This is a genomic window from Bacteroides sp. AM32-11AC (genome assembly GCF_003603515.1).
Classification (GTDB): Bacteria; Bacteroidota; Bacteroidia; order Bacteroidales; family Bacteroidaceae; genus Bacteroides; species Bacteroides uniformis.
The window spans coordinates 97,509-120,587 of sequence record NZ_QTNH01000005.1 but is presented as its reverse complement, the minus strand read 5'-3'; the positions used below and the strand labels follow the sequence as shown (position 1 = coordinate 120,587).

Sequence of the window (23,079 nt, the reverse complement as noted above, 5' to 3'; positions counted from 1 at the left end):
ATACATGTTTTTGATTACCGATTTAATTTAAATCACTACTGAAAATCTATTGAGTCTGTCTGTAATTGAAAGATAATCAGTAATATATAACTTTGTGAATTTACCAAATCCTCTACCTGTGAATATAATCGGTTGTTACATTGTCTAATTTTGCTCTCGAGATTTTTTACACACAAGTTCCTATTAACTTAAAAATGTAATTTATGAAAACCAGACAAAAATCGAGAGACGCAAGTGGTATTTTGCTTGTCTGTCTTATGTGGATGCTGTCACTTTCAAGCTCACTTCATGCACAGACATGGAATATTAACGGAAATGTGACAGATGAACAAGGAGAACCGATAATCGGTGCCAATGTAGTGATACAAGGTACGGGTACGGGCACCATTACCGATGTAGAAGGAAACTTTAAACTCGCTTCAGTGACTAAGGGGGCGGTAATGGAGATAAGTTTCATTGGGTATATATCCAAGACATTGCAGGTGAAAGACGCATCATCGTTAAAGATTGTACTGAAAGAAGATAACCAGGCACTGGATGAGGTGGTAGTAGTAGGTTATGGTGTACAGCGCAAAAGTGATCTTACAGGTTCGGTTGCTTCAGTTAACTCGGATGTACTTGAAAGTCGCCCACAAGCTAATTTGATTCAATCTTTGCAAGGAGCAGTTCCAGGATTGAATATTAGTGTGACGGGTAGTAATGCTGAAGGTTCGTCTACTACTACACGTATTCGTGGTAACAACTCCATTACGGCCGATAATAAACCTCTTGTTATTCTTGATGGAATACCTTTTGATGGTCCATGGTCGGAAATCAATCCCAATGATGTAGAGAGTATAGAAGTATTGAAGGATGCCTCTTCAGCAGCCATTTATGGTGCTCGCGGTTCTAACGGTGTAATCCTTATTACTTCTAAGCGCGGTAAGAAAGACAGATTGACGGTATCATACGATACTTATGTTACTATTGACCAGCCTATCAATTTACCTCGTATGATGAATGGCAAAGAATTCTATAAGTATAAATCTGAAGCTTTCAAGGCTACCAATACTACTCCTCCTACAGAAGAGAATCCTGAACCTTGGTTAGATAACTTTACTCCTACTGAATTAGCTATGTATGCTGCCGGTCAGAGTACTGATTGGATGAAGTTGGCAACACAGACCGGTATAAAACAACAGCATAACCTTTCTTTCCGTGGTGGAGCTAACAAAACCAGCTATTTCATTTCATTGAACTATACGGATGTGAAAGGAACTGCGGTAGGCAATGAGTTCAAGCGTTATAATGTACGTTTCAATCTTGATCAGGAGTTTAATAGTTGGTTGAAATTTTCTACTACTACACAGTTAGGTCGCTACGATCGTAGTGGTAGCAGTGCTTCTTTTTGGCGGGCTATAAAACAAGTTCCGTTGGGACGTGCTTATAACGAGGATGGTTCACTTACACTTTCTGCTACTGAGGACTCCTCTTCAGCTTTCAGCATTAATCCGTTGGGATCTCTTAATAATAAGACAAAAGATATTCGTGCAAAGGTTATCACTAATAATGTGCTTGAGGTAAAGTTTCCCTTTATTAAAGGGCTGAGCTATAAATTGAATACAGGCTTCACTTACCAAAACAGCTCCTATAAGAATTATCAAGGTTTGGATACCTACGAAGGAGCTAGTGCTAATGGCGTATTGAATACTGATGACTGGCATTCAGAAGAATGGATTTTGGAGAATATTATTTCTTATCAACGTGAATTTGGCAAACATCGTATATTTTTCACAGGATTATATTCTGCTCAAAGCAAGGAATATGAACAGAATACAATGGAAGGTAAGAATTTTCCCAATGATGTGATGTATTATTACCAGATTTCTAAAGCTGCCACAATGTCTGGTAATTCCAATTATTATAAAGAAAATCATATTTCACAAATGGGGCGTTTGAATTATACTTATGATGATCGTTACTTGTTGACTCTTACTGCTCGTCGTGATGGTTACTCCGCTTTTGGTGAAAGTTCTAAATTCGGCGTTTTTCCTTCAGCCGCTATTGGATGGAATATTTCCAATGAATCTTTTTTTAAAGACAAGCCTATAAGTGAAACCATTAGCAATCTGAAATATCGCTTGTCATGGGGTAAAAATGGCAATGAGGCTATCAGTGCTTATAGTACACTACCTAATCTTTCAACTTACAATTATCTGAATGATGATCATACTGCACAGTTTGGTTTCTATCCGTCGAAGTTAGCTTCGCCCGGTTTAGGTTGGGAAACTACTACATCTATTAATACTGGCTTTGATATTGCACTTTGGAATGGACGTATTCAGAGTTCATTTGATATTTATTGGTCTAAAACCAAAGATTTGCTGCTTTCCCGTTCTATTCCTACCATTAATGGTACTGGCTCTATTACTGAGAATCGTGGACAGACCCGTAATCGTGGTTTTGAATTCCAGATAACTTCTAATAACATTACACATAAGAGTTTTAGCTGGAGCACCTCTTTCAACCTCTCACACTATCGTTCGGAGATTGTAGATGTTGGTTTGTATGATGCTAATGGAAAGCCGGTTGATGATGTGGCTTCCAAGTGGTTTATTGGTGAACCTATCAATGTGAACTATGATTATAAAATTATCGGTGTATGGCAGATTGCTGATCCGTCTAACCCGACAGGGCAGCAAGATCCTAACTATCGTAATTCGTATCCTGGATATGTGAAATACCTTGATGTAGATGGTAACGATATTACAACGGCTGATAAGACTATTATAGGGTCGGCTATTCCTAAAGTAAATATGAGTTTGATGAACACTTTTGAGTACAAAAACTTCACTCTGAGTGTGTTCTTAACGGCTCAGTTAGGACAAACCCATCTGAATGCCTTGTATGATACAAGCCATAATTCATATCGCCAGAACCGCTTTTTGGTGGATTTTTGGACTCCAGAGAATCCTACGAATAGCTATCCGAAAAATAGTTTGAATAGTGATGTGAATCCAGAGGGAGCCAGTTTCTATGAAAAGACAGATTTCTTACGTATTTCCGACGTTACATTGGGTTATAATTTCCCACAACAATGGTTGCGTCGTACTTTCATCAAACGGCTCAATCTTTACATGAACATTAAGAATTTGGCTACAATAACTGGCTGGACAGGTATGGATCCGGAATTTCTCAATGATCAATTGGCTGCTCCTCCAGTACGTTCGTTCACTTTTGGACTAAAGTTAGATATTTGATGAGAGTAATATATCATAAAAAGCTAAAATGAAATTGCACATATGAAAAAAATAACATATTTCAATGTCTTAGTGTTTACAGTATTATTGCTCACTATGGGCGGCTGTAATGAGGATAAGTTTCTTAAGGAAGATCCTCGTGATGCACTTTATCCTGAAAATTTACTTGTAGATTACAATGGATTTAAATCGATGATAACGCCTCTTTATGGTCTTATGCGTGCAGAGTATCGCCGTGCTGATGCAATGGGAGGAAGTATTGCGCTCTGTCTGCATTCTGCCTGGGGTGGAGGGGTAGATAATTCATGGGCCAATAATAGTCATGCGGAAATGAAGTTCCTCTACAATCCCAAAGAGATAACTTACACTGATCTTGCTATTTGGAATAATATTTTCCAGTGGGGATATCGTATCATCAACACTGCCAATATGGTTATCTCAAGAGCTGACAATGATGGCATTAACTGGGGAAGTGGTGCTGATGCTGAAAATCGTAAAAATGAGGTGTTGGCCGAAGCTCGCTTTTTCCGTGCTTGGGCTTACCGTCACCTTACCTATTCATTTGGTGCAGTGCCCCTTTCAACACAAGAAATTACAGGATTGAATTATCGTGATGATTGGGACCGTGCTTCCTTGAGTAGTATTCGCGAAGTGATGGCAGAAGATTTCCAGTTTGCAGTCGATAACCTTCCTTTGCGTACTTCTAATAATAGTAAAGTCTCTGGTGCTGTGGCACGTCACTATTTGGGTGAACTTTATTTGGCAGAAGGTAATGCTGAAAAAGCAGTTTCAGTACTGAAACCATTAGTGGAAAGTGGAGAATATTCCCTTATAAATCAACGCTTTGGTAGTAATGCTTCCAATGATGGATGTCCTTTTATTGACGTATTTTATACTCCTATGTATGCTGATGGAAATACGGAGGTGTTACTGGCTTTCATTAACACAGAAGAGGAGAATAGTGCCTATGGTACTGCAAATGTCTATATGACTACAACTTATAAGAACTATTATGCTAATGATGGCGATTGTAAAAAGACAAACCAGCATAATCCGGACTATATCAATAACGGTGGTGAAGGTTCATTTGCACAAGTCTTTTGGCAAGCTAATGGTGGTAAGGGAGCCGGACGTGTAGTTCCTTCCAGAGGAGCACTTCGTTTGTACAATTATAAAGGAATGGGAGAACAAGATGACCGTGTATCTGCCAATGCTATCGTATGGAGTATTAATGATGTAGATGCTGCCGGCAATGTAACTAAGGTATTTGATTTAGGTGGTACTGCACTTATTGATACTACGGTTAATGCAGCCATGCTAACTTCTACTTCCATTAAAAAATATGATTGGCCTACTACTCGTAAATGGGATTATACTCCACCTATTTTGGCTAATGCAGCTAATGATGGACACTATGCGGACATTGTTTATTTACGTTTGGCAGATACATATTTACTTTATGCAGAGGCTCTTTACAAGAGTAATCAAGTAGGCGAGGCCATTAAATGGATAAATAAAGTACGTAATCGTTCCAATGCTGTAAGTATTACTGAAGATGATCTTAGAATCGGTGGTATGGATTTCATTCTTGATGAACGCAGCCGTGAACTGCTTACGGAGGAAGAACGTCGTCATACATTGGTACGTGTTTGCCAAGAAAATGGTGGTGACGAACGTGATACCAATAACTATTTCAAACGTCGCATGCGTGAACTCAATGAGATAGCTGGTATTGCAGGACGTGGTATGGATGAATATGAAACTCCTGTCCTTTTCCCGCTGCCGCAATCATTCATTGATGCCAATACTGGTAATCCTTTGGAAAATAATCCGGGGTATTGATAGATAATAGTCAGATATAAATACCGCATATAAACGGCTTTGTATATATCGGTGTTTATATCTGATTTAGATTCATATATTCAAAAGAAAACAAAAACTTAATATCTTGATACATCATGTCCGAATTGGCTTTCATTTTTAGTCTTCTTATGGTAGGGATTACAGCGGTAGGTCTTTATCGTAAGCTCAATCCTCAAGGTCTTTTGATGCTTTCCGGTTTATTAATGCTTACAGCTGCTTTTTTCATGCAAGTGCATTCGGTAGTACCTAGTAAAGCTACGGGAATGGTGGTGTTTGATTTGGTAAGGATGATAGAGGAAGTTTTTCTTTCTAATTTGGCGCGTGCAGGGTTTATGATAATGACAATTGGCGGTTATGTAGCTTTCATGAATAACATAAAGGCTACTAATGCATTGGTCTATATTTCCATGAAGCCATTAGGTCTTTTTCGACGTTATCCTTATTTGGCGGCTACTATAGTTATTCCTATTGGACAATTACTTTTTATTACTACTCCTTCAGCTGCCGGATTAGGATTGTTGCTTGTGGCTTCGGTTTATCCTGTTTTAATTAGTTTGGGAGTAAGCCAACTTACAGCATTGTCAGTCATTGCCGCTGCTACTCTATTTGATCAGGGACCGGGGTCGGCAAATACTGCTATGGCTGCCGAATTGATAGGACAATCCAATGTGGAATATTTCATCACTCATCAACTTCCTTTAGTAATTCCTACTTCCTTGGTTGTAATGGTACTCTTCTATTTCAATAACCGTTATTTTGATAAAAAAGATGCAAAGAAACAGCAGGATGGCATATTGCAGGTGTCAAATGTGACTGCAACCTCATTAGTAGAAAAACCGGATGTTCCATTGGCTTTTGCGCTACTCCCGGTATTACCTTTGGCTCTTCTCATTTTCTTTTCACCTTTTGTGGGACTGTTTCAGCCTACTGTAACATTGGGTACCACTACTGCTATGCTTTTTTCTCTGTTCTTATCATTGGTATTTGTGTTGTTTCATACTCGTAGTGTGCGTACTACTTTTAACGTTTTTGCAAGTTTTTGGAAAGGCATGGGAAATGTGTTTACTTCAGTTGTAACATTGATTGTAGCTTCAGAAGTTTTCTCTAAAGGACTGATTGGTTTGGGATTTATTGATTCATTGGTGGGTTATTCCTCTCATATCGGACTTTCGGGATTAGCTATTGCCGCAGTCTTTACTCTCATTATTTTTGGAGCTGCCATGCTGATGGGAAGTGGCAATGCAGCCTTTTTTTCATTTGGTCCTTTATTGCCGGATATAGCCACTCAGCTTGGTTTGCCGGTTTTTTCATTGATACTTCCTTTGCAGTTGGCGGCAAGCATGGGACGTGCCGCATCTCCTATTGCCGGAGTCATTGTTGCCATTGCCGGGGTAGCCGGTGTGTCATCAGTGGAGTTGGCAAGGCGTAATACATTTCCTTTAATAGGAGGAATTGTTTTCTTGATACTTTATCATCTTATCACTTTCTAAAATTAATCGACAGCTATGTTTACATTGATAAAGAATGCAAATTTATATGCTCCTGCCTATCTTGGTAAAACAGACATTTTGCTATGCGGAGAAAAGATTGCGCATATTTCAAAGACAATTGAACTGAATGAATCATTTTGCCATACTATTGACGTGCAAGGTAAAATTGTTACTCCGGGATTTATAGATCAGCATGTACATATTACTGGTGGAGGAGGGCAACAAGGTTATGCCTCATTAGTCCCCGAGGTGACTATGAGCGAACTGGTGGCATGTGGTACTACTACTGTATTGGGTATGCTTGGTACTGATGGATTTGCCAAAGAACTTACTACGCTTTATGCCAAGGCCAAAGCTATTGACGATGACGGATTGTCGGCTTATATGCTGACAAGTTATTACGGATTGCCTACCAAAACATTGATGAATAGTGTGGCTGACGATCTTATCTTCATAGATAAAGTTATTGGCTGTAAGCTGGCGATGAGTGATGACCGTAGTCCGTTTCCGACAGAGCAAGAGATATTACGTATTATACATCAGGTACGTTTAGGGGGATTTACATCTGGTAAAGGAGGAATTCTCCACATTCATTTGGGAGCACTTCCGGAAGGTATTGAGCCCTTACTCAATATTGCTCGTCACTATCCTACACTGATATCTTATCTGTCTCCTACTCATCTGATACGTACTGAAGCTCTTTTTATGCAGGCTGTAGAATTTGGTAAATTAGGTGGAATGATTGATTTTTCGACTGGTGGCTCAAAGTTTGATACTCCCCATCGTTGTGTGATACGTGCATTGCGAGCTGGTGTCCCCCTTGATCGCATTACTTTTTCTAGTGATGGCCATGGTGGCGTACGCAGAGTGAATCCTGAAACTGGAGAAATAACTTATCGTCCTGCTCCTTTGAATTTAAATTTCAAGGAGGTAGTTGCATTAGTCAATGAGGAGGGGGTACCATTGGAACAGGCGATTACATTGATAACATCCAATCCGGCTCGTAATCTGAAATTACGAGCTAAAGGTATTGTGGCACAAGGAGCAGATGCAGACTTGTGTTTTTTGGCGGAAGATTTGCAGCTTACAGATGTCATTGCCCGTGGTAAATTTGTAATGCAAGATGGTACAATAGTAAAGAAGGGAAGGTACGAATTATGAAGAAGCTGATTATATTTTATATTGGATTCCTCTGTATTTGTTTATCTGCAATAGCGAAACAGACTTTGGAAAGGCCAAGAGGTGAACATTTCTTCACTTATAGTCAATACCCTCCTTTTGCCGATCGCCCGGTAGATGTACATTATTATATACCTTCCCAGGGGGATATTAAACAAATGCCTATTGTATTTGTCTTTGAAGGAGGAGACCGCGGTTATCGTTATCTTTTGGACGGTTGGAAAGAAGAAGCGGAGAGAAAGGGTTTTATGCTTTTTATACCTCACTTTGATTTGAAATCTTATCCTTTGGCAGACTATCAGGAGGTGGGGGTGATGAATGCTGCCCATACAGTAGCTAATGCTCCCGAAAAAATTACACCAGTGTTGGTTGATAAACTATTTGAATATGTGCGTCAATTTACGGGAAGCATGCGCAAAGGATATATGATTTATGGTCATTCTGCTGGTGGGCAATTCGTACAGCGTTTCATGCTTTTTCACGATAGTCCTTATGTGGAAAAAGCTATTATAAGTTCTCCCGGTTGGTATACTTTTCCAGATTTGGCCCAGACATATCCTTATGGTACGGCTGGTATCCCCTATATTTCATCTGAACAGATAAAAAAATACTTGTCAAAACCTATCATACTACAGCTGGCTTTGGGAGATACGATACGTGAGTCTTTTCTACGCAAGACTCTTGAAGCTGAACGACAAGGACGAAACCGTATGGAGCGTGGGCGTAGTTTCTGGCTTTATATTCACCAGTTGGCTGCATCCCGTGGTTGGGAATGTCATTGGCGCAAGATAGAAGAGTGCGGCATCGGGCATGAGGCTGTCCCTATGGGGAAACAAGCTGTGCCATTATTGACGACAGATTCTTTACGGGTACTTTTTATAGGTAATAGCTATACTTTTTTTAATCGTTTGCCATGGCAAGTCCAATCGTTAGCATCCTCATGTGGAAAAAAAATATCAGTGCGCCAGGTTGCTAACCCTGGTTGGTACTTGAGACAGCATGCAGCCAATACGCAAACATTAGAGGCGATTCGTGAAGGAGGATGGGATTATATGGTGATGCAAGAACAGAGCAAGGCACCTACTCGTGAAAAGGAATGGGTAAAGAAGAATGTATTCCATCCTGCGGCGCAGTTAGATAGTTTACGCCGTCTTTATGCCCCAAAAGGAAAAAGTGTCTGTTATATGACATGGGGGCGTAATAATGATACTTATGAAGGAATGCAGCAGCAACTTACGGAAAGCTATTTGGAGATGGCTGATGTCCTTGATGCTTATTGTGCTCCTGTGGGTGAGGCATGGAGACGTGTACGTAGAGAGTGTCCAAGTTTGCAGTTGTATAATTCTGATGGCAGCCATCCTAGTCCTGCAGGCAGTTATCTGGCGGCTTGTGTCTTTTATGCAATTTTTTTTGGTGAGCCTTTTAGCAGCGATTATTATGCAGGTCTACCGTCTGAAACAGCTCTTTATTTACAGAGGATAGCACAAGAAGTGGTATTAGCTAATCTTGTGTTATGGAATAGAAATCAGTCGAAGCAACCTGCCGGAGTAACTGCAAGTTTCTATCCTAACCCCAAATTTGACCGTGAGACACCTACTCTAAGTAAACCTTACGGTAGCGGATTGGCATCGGTTGATGAGATAAAGGACTATTTACAACAATTGGTTGTACGTTCTCCGGGTTTGGCATATATGGAGAATATTGGTGTAACCAAACAAGGACGTACCATTCCGGTACTTTATTTGGGTACTCCCGACAAGAAGAAGGTAAGGGTATGGATTCAAGCGGCACTGCATGGTAACGAGCCGGCAGGTGCTGAGGCTGTATGCATGCTTGTTCGTTACTTACTTTGTGAAAAAGAAGGACGTGAATTGCTGAATCATATAGCTGTGGCTTTGGTTCCTATAGCCAATGTTGATGGTTATGCCATTCAGCAACGTCGTTCAGCCGATGGCTACGATTTGAATCGCGATCAGAGCAAATTAGAGGATGCTGTCACTTTGCTGTTGAAGCAGTCCTATCAGCAATGGAATCCGGACGTAGCTCTTGATATTCATGAATATACACCTTTACGTCGTGAGTTTAACTTATTACGTGGAGTGCCGACAGCAAATGCTGCTGATGTACTTTTTTTACCTACCGGACATCTTAATGCGCCTTTAGCTTTACGTGTGCTGTCTGAAGAACTTTTTCGTCGTGAGGCAGAGGTCGTTTTAAATAGTGCCGGTTATACTTCCGGTTTCTACTTCACTCCCCGTGTGGCAGATGGTTCCCTTGTTCTTGTAAAAGGTGCCAAAAGTCCGCAGTCCAGTTCTACTTTTCAAGCATTGACGGGGGCTGTATCGCTTTTTGTCGAAATAAGAGGTATTGGATTGGGACCGGAGTGTTTTGCACGTCGTAGTGAGTGCGGTTTCTTGGTGGCACGGCAAACGTTGGTTACTGCTGCGCAACATCGTGCTTCAATTAAACGTAAGATAGAACAAGCCAGGAAGCGCACCTTGAAAGCTACTGAACCGATATATGTTACTTTCACTTCGGATACTGTACGTCATGTAGTCTCTTTTATCGATTATAAGGCCAATGAACTGTTTAAGACTGAACTGCCAACCCTTGATGCCATGCAAGTAACACCTCAATTGGTGCGTACTCGCCCTAAGGCTTATCTGCTCGATGCTCTCTGTACAGAAGCAGTATGTAAGCTTCGAGCGTTGGGTGTACACATTGAGCAAGTTACCCGTGTACAAAAAGCAAAAGTTGAGCGTTACAAAGTAACCCGTCTGTATCGTGCAGAGAAGGAATGGGAGGGGATTCATCCGGTAAATGTAGAAACGGATGTCTATGAAGATAATGTAGAACTTCCAATAGGTAGTTGGTTGGTACCTTTGGCACAACCTTTAGGAAATTTGGTTGCCACGTTGCTTGAACCGGAGTCTGTCTGTGGTTTCGTAAACTTCTGTGTTATTCCGGCTGAGGAAGGAAAGGGACTGTTTGTCAGTAGACTTATAAAATAAGAATTGGATATATAAAATTAAATTCGGTAATGACTATGAAACTAAAAAAAACGCTACAGATTATACTTGCTTTATGTTTAGGCCTATGGATGATTTCATGCCAGCAGGAACATATCAAGTTGACCTCTCCAAATGGAAAACTTTCTTTAGAGTTTACACTTGATGAAGAAGGTGCTCCCCGATATTGTTTAAGACATGCGGGGAAGAATATTTTACTTCCTTCACGTCTGGGATTGGTTTTGAAGGATGCGCCAGATCTTTTGACTGGTTTCGTTCTAAAAGAGGTTAAGCATGATTCGCATAATGATGTGTGGCAACCAGTATGGGGGGAAGAGGCTGAAATTGTAAATCATTATAATGAATTGAGGGTATGCCTCAAGGAAGAAACATCGTTGGAGCGGGAACTGAATATTATTTTTCGTCTTTTTGATGATGGGATGGGATTCCGGTATGAGTTCCCGCGCCAGCAACAGCTACAAGAGTTTCTTATTGATGACGAAGTGACTGAATTCGTTTTTCCTGCAGATTATGATGCTTGGAGTATTCCAGTGAAAGGAGTTCGTTTTTACGAGGCCTTATTTGAGAAAAAAACTCTTAGTAAGATGGGATGGGTAAGCACTCCGGTGACGATTGAGACAACAGATAGCCTTTATTTGGCTATTCATGAAGCAAATCTTACAGATTATGCTGCCATGAACTTGAAGCCGGTTGAACAAGTTGAAGATAATAAAACGGTTACATTACGTGCGGCTCTTACACCTTGGAGTACAGGTGAGAAAGTACGTGTTACCGATACCCGTGTATCTCCTTGGCGTACAATGATAGTGGCTGAATCTGCCGGTGATTTGCTTCTTTCCCGTCTCATGTTAAATCTTAATGAACCTTGTCGTATAACCGATACTTCCTGGATACAACCTATGCGCTATATTGGAATTTGGTGGACTTATCACATGAAGCATAACACCTGGCATGCCGGTCCCCATCATGGGGCCACAACAGAGAATACAATGCGTCACATCGATTTTGCTGCTGCCAATAACCTGGGAGGTGTACTGGTGGAAGGGTGGAATGAAGACTGGGCTACTTGGAAGTTTAGTTTCACAAAACCTTATACCGATTTTGATATACAACGTATTACTGACTATGGGCGTAGCAAAGGAGTAGCTTTGATAGGACATCATGAAACTGGCGGTAATGTTTCCAATTATGAAAATCAGATGGAAGATGGTTTCAAGTTCTATGAGAAATATGGTGTGCATCAAGTAAAAACGGGTTATGTGGGCGATTTGCTTGATGGGAAAGAATATCATAGCAGTCAGTTTGGTGTACTTCATTATCGCAAGGTAATAGAGGCTGCTGCCCGTCACCGTATCTGTATTGATAATCATGAACCGGTGATTCCTACAGGTTTGCAGCGTACTTTTCCTAATCTGATGACACAAGAGGGAGTACGTGGACAAGAATGGGACGCTTGGGATGTAGATGGTGGAAATCCTCCCTCTCATACCGTAATATTGCCTTTCACTCGTGGGTTGGCAGGCCCGATGGACTTTACACCGGTGACGTTTCGGTTTGTTAACGATGTAATGCCACAGACACGTGTACATACCACACTGGCCAAACAATTGGCGCTGTTTGTGGTGCTCTATTCACCGTTACAAATGGCTTCGGATGAAATAGAGAATTACGAGGCTAATCCGGAACCTTTTAATTTTATAGTATCTTGTCCTACAGATTGGAGCAGAACAGTGGTGCCGGAAGCATGCATTGGCAGTTATGTTACTATTGCCCGTTGTGATAAAGGAGAGGGATGCTGGTATATAGGCAGTATCACGGGAGATGAGGAACGAACGGCTAATATCAGTCTGTCTTTTCTCGATACAGATAAAAGATATCTGGCTACTATTTATCGTGATGCTCCTGAGGCCGATTATGAGACATGTCCTGCTGCTATACTTATAGAAGAGCGCGAAGTGACTTATAGTGATACCCTCACCATTCGGCAAGCACGTAGTGGAGGAACTGCCGTACGTCTGTGTCCTATAAAAGACAGTTGAGCCGGAGGTATATTGGGGCAGAGTTGTTTATATTTTCTCTCTCAAGTATTCGTAAAAGCTATATTGCGACCGTACCTTCTCCTTTTGCGGTCGCGACGACTTCCAGCGGTTTCGCAACCGGTCGTCCACAAAGCAGGCTTTCCGTTTGTCCGACAGTTGTATGGATAGCATATCGATGAGCTCTTGCTTCAAGTCCGGGTCCAGAATGGGGGTGACGGCTTCGATACGGCGGTACAAGTTACGCCGCATCCAGTCCGGCGAGCCGAGGAAGAGCTTGGGTGCGCCGCCGTTGCCGAAGTACCACACACGGGCATGTTCCAGAAAGGTATCCACGATGCGTGTCACGCGGATGTTGTGGCTGTACTCCTGCCCGGGGATGAGGCAGCAGATGCCGCGGACAATGAGGTCTATCTCTACACCGGCTTGCGAGGCTTCGTAGAGGCGGTCTATCATGGCGGGGTCTTGCAGGGCATTCATTTTTAGGATAATCCGTCCTTGCTTGCCTTGCCGGGTCAGTTCTATTTCGTGATTGATGAGGCGGTTCAGTTCAGGAATCAGGTTGAAGCGGGCCACAAGCAGGCGGTGGAACACTGGATTTTCCTTTCCCTGCAGAGTACGGAACAAGTTGTGCAGGTCGTTTACAATCACCGGGTTGCAGGTGAATAGTCCGCTGTCCGCATAGAGGGTGGCGGTCTTTTCGTTGAAGTTGCCGGTGCTGATGTAGGCGTAGCTTGTCAGTTTGCGCCCTTCCTTATCGCGGCGTAGCACGAGGGCTACTTTGGCATGTACCTTTAGTCCTGGTATGCTGAAAATGATGTTGATGCCGGCGGCTTTCATCATCTCGGCGGTGGCGAGGTTGTTTTCTTCGTCGAAGCGGGCTTTCAGTTCCACAAAGACGGTGACTTTCTTTCCGTTCTGTGCGGCGGCTATCAGGGTGTTGATGACGGTGGAGTTCTCTGCCACGCGATACTGGGTCACCATGATTTCACGCACGGTGGGTTCGTGGACGGCTTCATATAGAAAATGGATGAAGTGGTCGAAGGAGTGGTAGGGATAATGCAGCAGCAGGTCCTTCTTCTCCACATAGCGGAAGACGGATTCGCGTTCGTCCAGGCAGGTCAGCTTCATGGGCTGGGGTTTCTTGATGGGACGTACGCTTTGGTTGGGATTGGGCAGATGCCGCAAATCCTCCATGTTGAGGTGCTTGTCTCCCGGCACCAGCTCCCGGCGGTCTATGCGGTAGGCATCTACCAGAAAGTCGAGGAAGTCCTGGGGCATGGCGCGGTCGTATACAAAACGGCACACGGCGCCTATCTTGCGTTTCTTTACCTTCTTCTTCACCTGCTCGATGATTTCGGAGGTATTGGCGGCATCGTCTATCAGAATATCCGCATCGCGTGAAATCTTGATGCAATAACTGCTGTCCACTTCATAACCGGGGAAGATGGTATCCAGATTGGCCTTGATGATGTCTTCAATGAACATCAGATAATAGTCTTTCCCCACCTTGGGCAGCTGGATGAAGCGCGGCACTTTGCTGTACGGCAGTTTCATCACGAAATACTGGATGCGGTTTGGAGAACTGGCGGGAGCTCCTTTCAGATGAAGCCGTACGGCTAGATAGAGACGGTTGTCGCGCAGGAATGAAATCACCTTGTCCTTGCTTACGGGCACCGGGGCCAGATAGGGGAATATCTCTTCGCGGAAGAAGCTGCGCACAAAGTCGCGGTGAAACGGTTCTACGTTGCGGCTTTGATAGAATATGATGTGATGTTTCCGCAGGGCGGGCAGTATCTTCTGTTCGTAGATGCGGATACGTTCCTCCAGTTGGCGATTGACTTCTTGGTTGATTTCATCTACCAGTTCGGCGGCAGACTGCATAGTCTCTTCATCGCTTTGCGAGGCTCCGGTGGCTATGGCCTTATGGTCGGCTACGCGTATCTTGTAGAATTCTTCCAGATTGGAAGAGTATATAGAAATAAAGTTGATGCGTTCGTATAGCGGCAATGTCTCGTCTTCCGCTTCCAGCAGTACGCGGTAGTTGAAGGAAAGCCAGCTGATGTCACGTTTGAAATATCTGTTGTCCATGGTGTTAAGGTGTTAATGTGGCATATTAGCACATTACCACATTGTATTCTTCCCAAATATAATTACCTTTGTCTTAATAAACAAAGGAAAGATGACAAAAGTTGGTTTATTATCGGATACGCATGGCTACTGGGATGAAAAGTACCTGCAATATTTTGAGGGCTGTGACGAAATATGGCATGCCGGTGACATCGGTTCGCTGGAAGTGGCACAGAAGCTGGCGGCTTTCCGTCCCTTCCGTGCCGTGTATGGCAATATTGACGGGCAGGAGATACGGCAGCTCTATCCGCAGATTCTCCGTTTCACGGTGGATGGGGCGGAGGTGCTGATGAAGCATATCGGCGGTTATCCCGGCAACTACGACCCTTCCATCAAGGGCAGCATTCTGGTGCGTCCCCCAAAGCTGTTCATCAGCGGGCACTCGCATATACTGAAGGTGAAGTATGACAAGACGTTGGATGTACTCCACATCAATCCGGGCGCTGCGGGCATTCAAGGTTTCCATAAGGTGCGTACGATGGTACGCTTTGCGGTTGATGGGGGAACGTTTAAAGATTTGGAGGTGATAGAACTTGCTGACCGATGATGTAGTTTGTTTATTTTCAATGGATTGTATTTACCGATTGTTTACGCTGTAGTGTAAAAGCCGTTACATGCTAATGTAAAGGTCGTTACGCTATTGGGTAAAGGCCGTTACACTATTTGGTAAAGGTCGTTACACGCTGAGGTGAAGACCGTTTCATCAAGGGGTGACGGCCGTTACGCACTGAAGTAAGCAAAACAATGTACCGGAGTAAGCAAAGCAATGAAGTAAAAAGATGAAACCAAGCCTTCACTTAATCGAATTTTTCCATTATCTTTGTACCCGAATAGCAAGTAGAGCCGTGGGGCATCGTCCTCCTTCTTATTTTATTCTCCATTTTGAAGTATCACCGAAAAAGAACTGAAATATGAAAGGAATTATTCTTGCAGGTGGCAGTGCCACTCGTCTCTATCCGTTGTCCAAGGCTATCTCCAAGCAGATAATGCCCGTCTACGACAAGCCGATGATATACTACCCGCTCTCTACACTGATGTTGGCGGGAATTCGCGAAGTGCTTATTATCTCTACTCCACGTGACTTACCCATGTTCCGCGAGCTGCTGGGAACCGGCGAAGAACTCGGTATGTCCTTTTCCTATAAGATACAAGAGAATCCCAACGGACTGGCACAAGCCTTTGTGCTGGGTGCAGAGTTCTTGGACGGCGGACCGGGCTGCCTTATTCTGGGCGACAACATGTTCTACGGTCAAGGCTTCTCCGCCATGCTGAAGCGTGCCGCTTCCATAGACAAGGGTGCCTGCATCTTTGGTTATTACGTCAAGGACCCCCGTGCCTACGGTGTAGTGGAGTTTGATGCCAACGGCAAAGCCGTCTCGCTGGAAGAAAAGCCTGCCAATCCTAAAAGCAACTATGCCGTCCCCGGACTGTACTTCTACGACTCCACCGTGACAGAGAAAGCCGCCTCCTTGAAGCCCTCTGCTCGCGGCGAATACGAAATTACCGACCTCAACCGTCTCTATCTGGACGAGGGCACGCTGAAAGTGGAGCTCTTCGGCCGTGGCTTTGCCTGGCTCGACACCGGCAATTGCGACAGCCTGCTGGAAGCCAGCAATTTTGTCGCCACCATCCAGAACCGTCAAGGCTTCCGCGTGAGCTGTATCGAAGAGATTGCCTGGCGCAAGGGCTGGATAGATGTAGACCAGCTGTATCGCTTGGGTGAACAGCTTGGCAAGACCGAATATGGCAAATACCTGATGGAACTGGCTGAATCGAAGCGATGAACTCTTTGTTCCCCAAAAAGAGAAGGAGAATAGTTCTCCTATAAAGGCCCGCTGACTTTAATTTTTAATTTATAATTTTTAATTCTCATGAAGACTTATCTCGTAACCGGTGCCGCCGGTTTTATCGGCGCCAACTATATTAAATATATCCTGGCAAAACATAATGATATTAAAGTGGTGATACTGGATGCCTTGACCTACGCAGGCAATCTGGGCACCATTGCCAATGACATTGACGATGAACGTTGCTTTTTTGTAAAAGGTGACATCTGCGACCGCGTGCTTGCCGACGAACTGTTTGCCAAGTATAAATTCGATTACGTAGTGAATTTTGCTGCCGAGAGCCACGTAGACCGTAGCATAGAGAATCCCCAGCTTTTCCTGATGACCAACATCCTGGGTACACAAAACTTGCTCGATGCCGCCCGCCGTGCCTGGGTCACGGGTAAGGACGAGTCCGGTTATCCCACTTGGCGCAAAGGCGTTCGTTACCATCAAGTGTCTACCGACGAAGTTTACGGCTCACTTGGTGCCGAAGGCTACTTCACAGAGCAAACCCCGCTCTGCCCGCACAGCCCTTACAGCGCCAGCAAGACGAGTGCCGATATGGTAGTGATGGCCTATCACGATACCTATAAGATGCCCGTCACTATCACCCGCTGTTCCAACAACTACGGTCCTTATCACTTCCCCGAAAAGCTGATTCCGCTTATCATCAAGAATATTCTCGAAGGCAAGAACCTCCCCGTCTATGGCGACGGCAGTAACGTGCGTGACTGGCTCTACGTGGAAGACCACTGCAAAGCTATCGACCTGGTTGTCCGCGAGGGTGTGGAAGGCGAAGTCTACAACGTAGGCGGTCACAACGAAAAGACCAATCTTGAAATCGTGAAGCTGACTATTGCCACCGTCCGCCGCTTGATGGAGGAAGAACCCCGTTACCGTGCAGTGCTGAAGAAACAAGTAAAAGCCGCCGACGGCACGATTGACATCAGCTGGATAAACGAAGACCTTATCACCTTCGTCAAAGACCGCCTAGGTCACGACCAGCGTTATGCCATCGACCCCACAAAGATTACCAATGCCCTGGGCTGGTATCCGGAGACGAAGTTCGAGGTCGGCATCGTCAAGACCATTGAATGGTACCTGAACAACCAGCCGTGGGTGGAAGAAGTGACCAGCGGTGATTATCAGAAGTATTACGAACAGATGTATGGAGGTAGAGGTTAAGGTTTAGGGATTAGGGTCTAACCGCTAATCCTTAACCTCTAACCTCTCAATTCAGCGCCACCGCTAACAGTAATCCTAAGAACAGCATATTGCGCGACGTCTCGCCCAGTATGCTGTTCAGCTTTTTACCGCTACCTATCTGTATCATTTTGCGCCACGTCAGTGCGTGCATATAGAGATAGACGCAGGGAGCCCAGATAAATTCCAGTGGAGTCAGCTTGCCCGTGTAGACAAACCAGAAGCAGAGCAGCACGGCGGCGGTGCCCAGTGCCAGATACATATTCTCACCGAACTTCTTGCCGTAGCGTACCACCAGCGTACACTTGCCGCTCACGGCATCCTGCTCGCGGTCGCGATAGTTGTTCACCATCAGCAAGGTGTCTATGGCGAGGCCACTGACGAGCGACAGCACCACCACATCCATATTCAGCGTATAGGCCTGCACGTAGTAGGTGCCGCATACGGGCACGAAGCCGAAGAACACCAGCACCAGTACGTCGCCCCAGCCCCGATAGGAGAGCAGCGTGGTATAGAGGAAAGCAAACAGTATGCATACCACGCCCAGCACCACCAGTTCCCAGCCTCCGTGGGGCAGCTGCCCCCAGACGGTGAACAGCACTGCCAGCCCTGCCAGGCACGACAGTGTCAGTGCGATGCCGATGCCGGTTTTCATGGCTGCCGGCGTAATCCAACCTTCGGCGCAGGCGCGCTGCGGCCCCAGCCGGTCTTCCCGACGGTCGGTCCCTTTCTGGAAGTCGAAGAGGTCGTTGATAAAGTTGGCGGCAATCTGCATGCCGCAGGCAAAGAGGGCGCACAGCAGGGCGGGTGCGGTCTTGAACTGTCCGTCGCTGAAGGCAAGGGCACTGCCCAGCAATACCGGGATGATGGCTCCCGTCAACGTCTTGGGGCGGGCGGCGAGAAACCATGCGTAGGGTGAATTCTGTTTAATCTCGTTCATCGTAGTTCCAATTTAGTTCGGCATCTGCCAGCAAAAATACTGAAAATCCCTATATTTGTACCCACTTATGATGAAGAAGTTAGTCTACATATCCATTCTTTCTCTGCTGCTCTTGTCTTCCTGCCGTTCCAAGCGGATGATTACCGTGTCGTTGCCGCAGTCAGTCATGCAGGCAGACAGCACGCAGCTTGGCGATACTATCGGGTTGCCTGCCCGCCTTTCGCCGATGTTCACCTTTGACCAGTCTGATTTGCGTAATGTCCGCCGCCAGCCGGCGAAGGGCGAGGTAAAGAAACAGCAGATAAAGAAAACGGCACCGGTACAAAAGGTAATTGTGCAGCGAGGTACAAGAATCACATCGAAAACCACCCACGTAGGCTCGGCCTATAAGGGCGTCAGCCGCATTAAGACGTACGACTTCACGCATCGCGACGTGCCTGCCGCCTTCGAGGGCTTCCGCATCGCCTTTGTCTCCGACCTGCACTACAAAAGCCTGCTGAAGGAGGAGGGATTGAAGGACCTGGTCCGCCTGCTCATAGACCAGAAGGCCGACGTGCTGCTGATTGGCGGTGACTTTCACGAAGGCTGCCAGTACGTGCCGCCCGTCATGGCTGCCCTGGCGCAAGTGAAGACGCCGTTGGGCACCTATGCCGTGCTTGGCAACAATGACTACGAGGCTTGCTATGACGACATCGTGCGCGAAATGAGGCATTATGGCATGCATCTGCTGGAGCATAAGGTGGACACCCTGCGGCGTGGCGGCGAGCGGATTCTTGTGGCGGGCGTGCGCAATCCTTTCGACTTGGCCAAGAACGGCACATCGCCCACACTCGGCCTTTCGCCCGACGATTTCGTAATCCTGCTGACGCATACGCCGGACTATGCCGAGGACGTCCCGGTGACAAACTCCGACCTCATTCTGGCCGGACACACGCATGGCGGGCAGGTGACGCTGTTCGGGCTTTATGCACCGATAGTCCCCTCGCACTACGGGCAGCGGTTCCTCTCCGGGCTGAAGTACAACTCAAAGAACATCCCGATGATTGTCACCAACGGCATCGGCACTTCGCAGAAGGCCATCCGCATGTTTGCCCCCGCAGAGGTGGTGATGATTGTGCTGCACCGGCTGACGGACTGATTTATTCTTCGGGCATCAGCACCACTCCCAGTTTCTTCTTGCCATCCATCTTTACCACCATCGGCTGGTGGAAATGTACATGCCGCAGGTACTTCGTCTCGTGTACGGCAGGCTGTGCATTCAGGAATTCCTGGTTGTATACGCCGTCATTCATAAAGGCGTTGATGGTAAAGTATCCCACTCCAAAGGAGGTCAGGTTCTGGAAGAAGTGGGTTCCCTGGCTGGGGTCTACCCGGTAGTTGGTTAGTCCGGCTTCCACTATCACGCGGGCAGCGCTGATGTGCGGCCACTTCACGGGGATGCCGAGCCAGGTGTCACTGCTACCCCAGCGTCCGGGACCTACAAGGACATAGTTGCGGCCTTCGTCTAGGAACTGCTGGTTCAGCTTCTCTATCTCCCAGGCAATCTCCTGGTTGTGGGAGGCACTATAGTCGTCTGTCTTCACATAGATAATGTCATGTATCTCGTTCATGATGCCATGTCCCAATGAGTTGTTGGAACGGAGCAGTACCTGGTTGTCTGGAATAGCGGTAAGGTCTTCATCCAGCATCTCCTTGGTGTCGACTATCGGGCGGATTTGCAGCAGGTAGAAGGTGCCGGTTTTGTCCTTCTCGCGGCTCATGGTGGCGGCAAACTCTATCTCTACGGGACGGCGCATCTCCTGCTCTCCGTATTTCAAAGCCAGTTGCAGGATGCGTGGCAGGGGGAATACGTCGTGTTGCAGGATGTTGGCAAAGGTGATGACTTTGCGTCCGCCGGGATAAAGCCCGTCGCGGATAATCTGGTCGTAAGGGTCGTAGGTGGAGGCTATGTAGTTCAGTGCTCCGTCCTTTTCCGCTTCTTTGACGTGCAGTTTCAGCAGGTTGAAGCCGTCGTCGATGGAGAAGTCGTGACCGGCATTGCGCAGGTCGAGGGCATAGAAGCGGGTCTGAGTCTCTTTGAGGGCAATCTCCATTTCGCTGGTTTGCAGCACCTGGTTGGGGTGATAGGGCGAGAAGCGGAGCGTCATGCCACCGTCCACGATGTATTTACCTAAACCGAGCGCCAGATTGACGATACCTTCTTCTGCCTTCTCGTCGCCGATGGGGTAGTAGTTGAGCGAACGTGCCACACCGGACATGCTGGGGTAGTAGCGGTCACCATACTGGTTGCCCACTACCTCTTGCAGGATGACAGCCATCTTTTCCTGGTCGATAACGTTGCTCGTTGCCTGCATGTATGCCTTCGAGTCGCGGAAGTAGACCGAAGCATATACTCCCTTGATGGCATCGCTCAGCATGCGCAGCATCTCGTACTTGTCGTCCAGATAGGGAATCATGTAGGTGTTGTAGATGCCGGCGAAGGGTTGGTAGTGCGAGTCTTCCAACAACGAGGACGAACGGATGGCAAGCGGCGACTTCACCACGTCGAAGAAGGTGAAGAAGTCCTCCACCAGGCGGTCGGGCAGCTTTGCTTTGAGGAAGTAGCGCAGGATGACGTCATCGTCGGCATCGGACAAGGCTATCTGATACAGATTGTTGGTATCCATAAACTCGTCGAACACATCGGTACAGAGCACGATGGTCTTGGGGATGGCGACACGGGCATTCTCAAACTCTTCGAACTCGGGGTGATGCTTCACCAGGTTGTCGATGAAAGCCAATCCGCGCCCCTTGCCTCCCAGCGAACCGTCGCCAATACGGGCAAAGTTGGAGTATCGGTCAAAGCGGTCGCGCCTGAAGACTGCCACTACTCCCTGGTTTTTCATCTTGCGGTATTTCACGATAGCCTCGAAGATAATTTTACGGTGGGCATCCACGTCTTGCAAGCTATTCCAGGTGATGGGCCGCAGGAACTCTGCCACGGGAAACATGGCACGCGAGTAGAGCCAGCGGCTGACGTGGTTGCGGCTGATGTGGTAAAGGAATGATTCTGCCGGAACAGCAAAAAGAATGTTCTGCAGCTCTTTGAGATTCTTTACGCGGGCAATCTCTTCCAGCGTGTCCGGGTTGCGGAAGATAAAGTCGCCGAAGCCGAAATTGTCTGATACAATACGGCGCAGGTCCACATCCATCTTTTTGGAATTCTTGTCGATGAAGGCGGCATCGTATTTGGCTGCATACGCTACGTTGTCCGATTCGCTGGACTGTATGATAAGGGGTACAAACGGGTCTTCCTTGCGGATGGCGGCACAGAGCTTGATACCGGCCAGTCCGTCCTTCTCGCCCCGTTCTACGCGGGGGAAGCGTACGTCGGTGATGACACCTAATATATTATTCTTATATTTTTGGTAGATGCCAAAGGCTTCTTCATAGGTACGTGCCAGTACAATTTTGGGACGTCCCCTCATGCGCAGTGTGCGCTGGTGGGCATTCAGTGCTTCGGTAGAGAATTCCTGGCTCTGCTTCAATACGAATTTATACAGATTGGGCAGGATGGAGGAGTAAAAGCGGATGCCGTCTTCCACCAGCAGGATGAGCTGCACACCCACTTCGTTGACGTCGTGCTCCAGGTTCATCTTGTCCTCTATCAGCTTGATGATGGAAACCAGCAAGTCGGTGTTTCCCAGCCAGCAGAACACATACTCAAAGGGACTGAGGTCTTCATTGGCAATACGCTTGGTGATGCCGTGGCTGAAAGGGGTAAGTATCACCATCGGAATCTGTTCATACAGGTTTTTGATGTATCGTGCCACGTCGAAGCTGTCGTTGTCTCCCGTGCCCGGCATGCAGATGATGAGGTCGAAAGAGATGGAGGACAGCTGTGTCAGCGCCTCCTCGCAAGTGGAAACCTGCGTGAAACGGGGAGGGTAGCGCAAGGAGAGCGAAGTGTATTCATTGAATATCTTTTCGTCGATGCGGCCGTCATCTTCCAGCATGAAAGCATCGTAAGGATTGGCTATCAGAAGGACGTTGAAAATGCGCCGTGTCATGAGGTTGGCAAACTGTGTGTCCTTGAAATAGAGCTGGTTTAATTTGAACTTACTGAGCATGGCTTCTCATGATTTGTTGGTTTCGGAAGGCA

The 23,079-nt window shown here is 46.1% G+C and carries 13 protein-coding genes; 10 read left to right on the top strand and 3 right to left on the bottom strand.

The features are described 5' to 3' along the window. Positions 1-203 precede the first annotated feature (203 nt). The 6 genes from DW800_RS06890 (at position 204) to DW800_RS06865 (ending at position 12,839) form a co-directional block, all read left to right on the top strand. Complete coding sequence (locus DW800_RS06890) at positions 204-3,239, top strand: SusC/RagA family TonB-linked outer membrane protein (RefSeq protein ID WP_009037981.1); 3,036 nt, start codon at positions 204-206, stop codon at positions 3,237-3,239. 42 nt (positions 3,240-3,281) lie between these two features. Next, the gene (locus DW800_RS06885; protein ID WP_022401142.1) at positions 3,282-5,081 is read left to right on the top strand and encodes a RagB/SusD family nutrient uptake outer membrane protein; all 1,800 of its coding nucleotides are present in this window, start codon (positions 3,282-3,284) and stop codon (positions 5,079-5,081) included. 116 nt (positions 5,082-5,197) lie between these two features. After that, the gene (gene dcuC, locus DW800_RS06880; protein WP_057087225.1) at positions 5,198-6,592 is read left to right on the top strand and encodes a C4-dicarboxylate transporter DcuC; all 1,395 of its coding nucleotides are present in this window, start codon (positions 5,198-5,200) and stop codon (positions 6,590-6,592) included. Positions 6,593-6,607: 15 nt separating this feature from the next. Then, positions 6,608-7,753 carry a beta-aspartyl-peptidase gene (gene iadA, locus DW800_RS06875; RefSeq protein WP_009037984.1) on the top strand — a complete coding sequence of 382 codons (1,146 nt, stop codon included), beginning with the start codon at positions 6,608-6,610 and terminating at the stop codon, positions 7,751-7,753. Beyond that, on the top strand, positions 7,750-10,782 hold the full coding sequence (locus tag DW800_RS06870; RefSeq protein ID WP_117703646.1) for a M14 family metallopeptidase: 3,033 nt from the start codon (positions 7,750-7,752) through the stop codon (positions 10,780-10,782). The genes iadA and DW800_RS06870 overlap by 4 nt, the downstream gene beginning before the upstream one ends. Positions 10,783-10,811: 29 nt before the next feature. Then, a complete protein-coding gene (locus tag DW800_RS06865; RefSeq protein WP_081027257.1) occupies positions 10,812-12,839 on the top strand; it encodes a glycoside hydrolase family 97 protein in 2,028 nt (675 codons plus the stop codon). A gap of 27 nt (positions 12,840-12,866) precedes the next feature. On the opposite strand, the gene DW800_RS06860 is transcribed toward DW800_RS06865, so the two are convergent. Then, positions 12,867-14,927: an RNA degradosome polyphosphate kinase gene (locus DW800_RS06860; protein WP_119957929.1), complete on the bottom strand. Its 2,061-nt coding sequence runs from the start codon at positions 14,925-14,927 to the stop codon at positions 12,867-12,869. 91 nt (positions 14,928-15,018) lie between these two features. Between DW800_RS06860 and DW800_RS06855 the strand changes: the two genes are divergently transcribed. From DW800_RS06855 to rfbB, 3 genes are all read left to right on the top strand, one after another. Then, entirely contained in the window at positions 15,019-15,513 is a 495-nt protein-coding gene (locus tag DW800_RS06855) for a metallophosphoesterase family protein (protein ID WP_005827049.1), read from the top strand. Positions 15,514-15,877: 364 nt separating this feature from the next. Further along, positions 15,878-16,750: a glucose-1-phosphate thymidylyltransferase RfbA gene (rfbA, locus tag DW800_RS06850; RefSeq protein WP_005827046.1), complete on the top strand. Its 873-nt coding sequence runs from the start codon at positions 15,878-15,880 to the stop codon at positions 16,748-16,750. An 87-nt stretch (positions 16,751-16,837) separates the two neighbouring features. Beyond that, positions 16,838-17,980, top strand: a complete 1,143-nt coding sequence (gene rfbB, locus DW800_RS06845; protein ID WP_005827045.1) for a dTDP-glucose 4,6-dehydratase — start codon at positions 16,838-16,840, stop codon at positions 17,978-17,980. 46 nt (positions 17,981-18,026) lie between these two features. Here the strand turns inward: rfbB and menA are convergent, their stop codons facing one another. Next, positions 18,027-18,938, bottom strand: coding sequence for a 1,4-dihydroxy-2-naphthoate octaprenyltransferase (menA, locus tag DW800_RS06840; RefSeq protein ID WP_119957928.1), 912 nt, complete (start codon positions 18,936-18,938; stop codon positions 18,027-18,029). A gap of 70 nt (positions 18,939-19,008) precedes the next feature. On the opposite strand from menA, the gene DW800_RS06835 reads away from it, so the two are divergent. Continuing rightward, the gene (locus DW800_RS06835) at positions 19,009-20,076 is read left to right on the top strand and encodes a metallophosphoesterase (RefSeq protein WP_165859891.1); all 1,068 of its coding nucleotides are present in this window, start codon (positions 19,009-19,011) and stop codon (positions 20,074-20,076) included. Between the two features lies 1 nt (position 20,077). Here the strand turns inward: DW800_RS06835 and DW800_RS06830 are convergent, their stop codons facing one another. Continuing rightward, positions 20,078-23,047, bottom strand: coding sequence for a PEP/pyruvate-binding domain-containing protein (locus DW800_RS06830; RefSeq protein ID WP_119957927.1), 2,970 nt, complete (start codon positions 23,045-23,047; stop codon positions 20,078-20,080). Positions 23,048-23,079 lie beyond the last annotated feature (32 nt).

What these genes read in the sequence shown, in the direction of transcription:
- DW800_RS06890 (WP_009037981.1), top strand. Translation starts at nt 204, where the DNA reads ATGAAAACCAGACAAAAATCGAGAGACGCAAGTGGTATTTTGCTTGTC.
- DW800_RS06855 (WP_005827049.1), top strand. Translation starts at nt 15,019, where the DNA reads ATGACAAAAGTTGGTTTATTATCGGATACGCATGGCTACTGGGATGAA.
- DW800_RS06865 (WP_081027257.1), top strand. Translation starts at nt 10,812, where the DNA reads ATGACTATGAAACTAAAAAAAACGCTACAGATTATACTTGCTTTATGT.
- iadA (WP_009037984.1), top strand. Translation starts at nt 6,608, where the DNA reads ATGTTTACATTGATAAAGAATGCAAATTTATATGCTCCTGCCTATCTT.
- menA (WP_119957928.1), bottom strand. Translation starts at nt 18,938, where the DNA reads ATGAACGAGATTAAACAGAATTCACCCTACGCATGGTTTCTCGCCGCC.
- rfbB (WP_005827045.1), top strand. Translation starts at nt 16,838, where the DNA reads ATGAAGACTTATCTCGTAACCGGTGCCGCCGGTTTTATCGGCGCCAAC.
- DW800_RS06830 (WP_119957927.1), bottom strand. Translation starts at nt 23,047, where the DNA reads ATGCTCAGTAAGTTCAAATTAAACCAGCTCTATTTCAAGGACACACAG.
- dcuC (WP_057087225.1), top strand. Translation starts at nt 5,198, where the DNA reads ATGTCCGAATTGGCTTTCATTTTTAGTCTTCTTATGGTAGGGATTACA.
- DW800_RS06835 (WP_165859891.1), top strand. Translation starts at nt 19,009, where the DNA reads ATGAAGAAGTTAGTCTACATATCCATTCTTTCTCTGCTGCTCTTGTCT.
- DW800_RS06870 (WP_117703646.1), top strand. Translation starts at nt 7,750, where the DNA reads ATGAAGAAGCTGATTATATTTTATATTGGATTCCTCTGTATTTGTTTA.
- DW800_RS06885 (WP_022401142.1), top strand. Translation starts at nt 3,282, where the DNA reads ATGAAAAAAATAACATATTTCAATGTCTTAGTGTTTACAGTATTATTG.
- DW800_RS06860 (WP_119957929.1), bottom strand. Translation starts at nt 14,927, where the DNA reads ATGGACAACAGATATTTCAAACGTGACATCAGCTGGCTTTCCTTCAAC.
- rfbA (WP_005827046.1), top strand. Translation starts at nt 15,878, where the DNA reads ATGAAAGGAATTATTCTTGCAGGTGGCAGTGCCACTCGTCTCTATCCG.